The following is a 3679-nucleotide window of genomic DNA, read 5'->3' on the forward strand; positions in this document are numbered from 1 at the left end:
GCCGGTCCTCCCAATGACCACCTCATCCCAACACCCGGCGCGTCAGCAAATTTCCACCACCAGCGCGGACTCTACCCCAGGATACGTCTTGGACCCGGAGCACACTCATCATGCTCTCCCACCGGGATACGCGCTCCTCCTGGCTCATCTGCAGAGCCTCCCGGATTGCCTCTGCAACCTCAATCTTGTCATTCGGGTTGACGATGAGCGCCGCCTTAAGCTGCTGGGCTGCGCCTGCGAACTTGGACAGGATTAAGACACCCGGGTCTGCCGGATCCTGAGCCGCCACATACTCCTTCGCCACCAGGTTCATGCCGTCGCGCATCGGGGTTATGAGCCCCACCGCCGCGAGGCGGTAGAGCCCTGCAAGCACAGATCGTGGATAGCTGCTGGTCACATAATGAATCGGAACCCAGCCTGGCTCACCCAGAGTGCCGTTGATGCGCCCAAGGGTCTCATTCACCAGCCGTCCGAGTGTCGCATACTCGGGAACCTCGCTGCGGCTTGTCGGTGCAATCTGCAGATAAGTGACTCGCCCCCGCTGATCCGGATTGTTTCCGAGAAAGCGCTCAAGCGCCTCCATCCGCTCGGGAATGCCTTTTGAGTAGTCGAGGCGATCAACACCGATGATCAGCTTGCGCGAACCAAGGCCATCCATGGTTTGCCGGATGATCCGGTTTGACTTTGGGCGCCCAGCCAGGCGCTGGAACTCCCCGGCGTCGATGCCGATAGGAAATCCCTTGATCCGCGTCCTTTGTCCGTCCACCTCCAACATCTCTGACCTGTGCTGAACGGCCCAAGTTCATGGATCAACCCGCGACGGAGATTGTCGGCATCGCGCTCCGTGTGCACCCCAACCAGATCGTAGTCCATGACGGCGCGCAGAAGCTCCCGGCTGCCGGGAAGGGCGCCGAGGACCTCGGGAGCGGGCCAGGGGATATGGTGGAAGTACCCGATCAGGTTCGTGATCCCAATGGCTCGCAACTCTGCGGCCAGCGGGATCAGATGATAATCGTGAACCCACACAAGATCGTCCGGGCGGATCAATTGGGCGAGAGCGTTCGCGAACGTCCGGTTAACCCTCAGATAGCCCTGGTAGTCCGCCCGTGAGAACTCAGACAGTCCGATCCGGTAGTGCATGATGGGCCAGAGCGCCCGGTTGGCGAACCCGTTATAGTACTCCTGCCGGTCGAGCGAGGTCAGGTCCATGAGGGCGTACTGCACCTGACCCTTATCCACGATCCTGGGCTCGGCCGAGGGATGGGTTGCAACCTTGCCGCTTCAGCCGAACCACAGCCCGCGATAGGCTTCGAACGCCTCACGCAGGGCAACCGCCAGACCTCCAGCCGCCTTATTGCCCGTAGGGTCAGGGACAGCAACCCGATTCGAAACGACAACGAGCCTAGGCAATTATACTCTCCGGAGTTCTGCAGTTAGAGGTGGAAGACGTTCGCTCTTGGCTAAAACCACCTTGGGCCGTGCTCACCGGCTCCGCAAGCAGGAGGTCAGGGATTGACGTGAGGGTTCTGTTAGGATCTGGCCATGGCAGGTGGTTTCTAGGATCTGCTCCAGAACCTAGTTCCACTCGGGAGCCAGGATCGTGGGGTTCAGGCGGCAGTCGTGCAATTCTCCTCCTGCTCCTCATTCAGTGGGTGGAGGTCGCGCACCATCTGGTGGAGGCGGGACGTGTCCAGATGGGTGGTCTCAATTCCGGCATGTCCCAGCAGCTCCTGCAGCACGCGCAGGTCGGTGCCGCCGGAGTGCATGTGGGCGGCAAAGGCATAACGCAGCACGTGCGGGGCGGCCCGCTCGGGGCTTACCAGCCCGGCTGCCACAGCCGCTTCCTTGATCTCGAGCAGGGCAGCCTAGCGTGTCAGAGCCTTGGCTCCATCGCGCATCGCATGGAACAGCCACTGAGTTGGCTTTCCCCCAGAATACGCGGCCGCTAGCTTCTGCCAATGTGCAATGGCCTCGATCGCCCGCTCGTGCAGCGGCACCAGCCGCTGCTTGTCGCCCTTGCCGCGCACCAAGAGCATACGGTACCAAGTGGCGCAGAATTGGAGGGCAGCGACAAAGCCTCGCTGATGCGCATCCCGGAGGCATAAAGGGCCTCGAACAGGGCAGCCCTTCGGGCATAGCCCGCCTGACGGTACAGCCCGACCGACGGATCAGCTGCCAGCCTGTGGGCGGTCTCCAGGAGCGATTCTGTCTCGGCCATCGACAGGACGAAGGGGAGCTTCCGGGAGCGTCGCATGGTTGACAAGTTGCATGTGGGATCACGCGGGCCGGCCTCTCCGCCTGGTCCCGACCACCAGTCAGGAGCCGCCGCATCACGGTCTATGTGACCTTGCGTGCCACCGTGCCGTAAGGATTACCAGCGGAAACGAAATCGGCCAGAGGGCATGAGCGAGCAGAAATAGCCATGGGTTGAGCTTCACATCGGAATCGAGGCTCGCCAGCAGACTAATGCAGCCGAGGACGCAGGCCACAGCTAAGTAGCTCAAGAACAGGAATGTCATCAGACTTGTCCTCCCCACTTCCAATGTGGTCCCGACCACCGGTCAGGAGCCGCCTCATCTCCAGGCACTCAAACCATAGCTGGTTCCGCATGGTCCTACCTTAGGAGCCTTCCCCTACTTCGGCGGAATGGGATCGAACGAGAGCGGTCGACGGGGCTCCTCCGGCGAGGATCGCGGCTTAACTGGTTGCCGGCGTCGCCGGGAACCTGGAACACCGTCGTCCAGCCGTCAGCATCGGCATGAGGAAGTAGCGATCGTTCATGTCCGGCAGGCTCAACACCCAGGGTTCCTGGCCGACATCGAAGAACGCGGTCGTATAGAGCGTGTCGGCATTGGGTGCGGTCACGTCCCGGAACGCGGCATCCGGATACTGCCGCAGCTTGATGACGTGGCCCAACGGGGCTCGGGTGCCCTCCGGAGCAGCCACGTTGGGGATGACCCGGCGCGTCATCTCCATGGTGACCAGCAGGGTAGCCGTAGATGAAAGCGTCGGTTGCCAGCCAGAAGTCCTCGAGCCCTTCGTCGATGCCCAACAACTCGCCCAGATGGCCTCACTGACGGTGACGTCACGGTAACCTTTGGTCGGAGGCTTCTGCCCTAAGAGCTGTGGCATGACCAAAGCCATCAGCTACAAGCGCCACCGATTCCCACCCGAGATCATCGCCCATGCAGTTTGGCTGTACTTCCGCTTTCCTGTGAGCCTCCAGCTTGTCGAGGAGATGCTGCTCGAGCGAGGCATCGTTGTTTCGGATGAGACGACCCGGCACTGGGGAAAGAAGTTCGGTCCAAAATATGCCCGGCGCATCCGTCGCAAGCAGCCGAGCCCTCATGACGTCTGGCATCTAGATGAGGTGGCCTCAACATCGCTGGCAGGAAGCACTCGCTCTGGCGTGCCGTCGACCAAGGATGGGTACATGCTCGACGAGATCCTCCAGAGCCGGCGCAACACCAAGGCGGCCAAGCGCCTGCTGTCCGGCTAATTAATGACGAGGCAGGCCATGGCACCCAGGCGCATCATCACCGACAAGCTGCCCTCCTGTAGAGCGGCCAGCCGCCAAGCTATGCCAGGTGTTGAGCACCGGTCTGACCTGCCACTGAAGTTTCATCCAGCCGCCGTTAGAGCCCCGGCAGGTGATACGCCGTGTGGCGCGACGTGAGCA

Annotated in this window: 2 protein-coding genes and 3 pseudogenes; 1 reads left to right on the forward strand and 4 read right to left on the reverse strand. The window is 61.6% G+C overall.

Features of this window, described 5'->3' with window-relative positions:
- Positions 1-76: 76 nt before the first annotated feature.
- The 4 genes and pseudogenes from JKL45_RS29320 to JKL45_RS29330 form a co-directional block, all read right to left on the reverse strand.
- Positions 77-1410 (reverse strand): annotated as a pseudogene (locus JKL45_RS29320) (alpha,alpha-trehalose-phosphate synthase (UDP-forming)); the annotation flags it as partial.
- Positions 1411-1607: 197 nt separating this feature from the next.
- Positions 1608-1835, reverse strand: a complete 228-nt coding sequence (locus JKL45_RS30395; RefSeq protein ID WP_312897058.1) for a tyrosine-type recombinase/integrase — start codon at positions 1833-1835, stop codon at positions 1608-1610.
- Positions 1836-1865: 30 nt separating this feature from the next.
- Positions 1866-2036 (reverse strand): hypothetical protein, encoded by a 171-nt coding sequence (locus JKL45_RS30400; protein ID WP_246499123.1) that lies wholly within the window; start codon positions 2034-2036, stop codon positions 1866-1868.
- A 680-nt stretch (positions 2037-2716) separates the two neighbouring features.
- Positions 2717-3064 (reverse strand): annotated as a pseudogene (locus JKL45_RS29330) (DUF1254 domain-containing protein); the annotation flags it as partial.
- A 66-nt stretch (positions 3065-3130) separates the two neighbouring features.
- Here JKL45_RS29330 and JKL45_RS29335 point away from each other — a divergent pair.
- Positions 3131-3604 (forward strand): annotated as a pseudogene (locus JKL45_RS29335) (IS6 family transposase); the annotation flags it as partial.
- Positions 3605-3679: the final 75 nt, after the last annotated feature.

The sequence above is a fragment of the Microvirga soli genome, assembly GCF_016734765.1.
In the GTDB taxonomy this organism is placed as follows: domain Bacteria; phylum Pseudomonadota; class Alphaproteobacteria; order Rhizobiales; family Beijerinckiaceae; genus Microvirga; species Microvirga soli.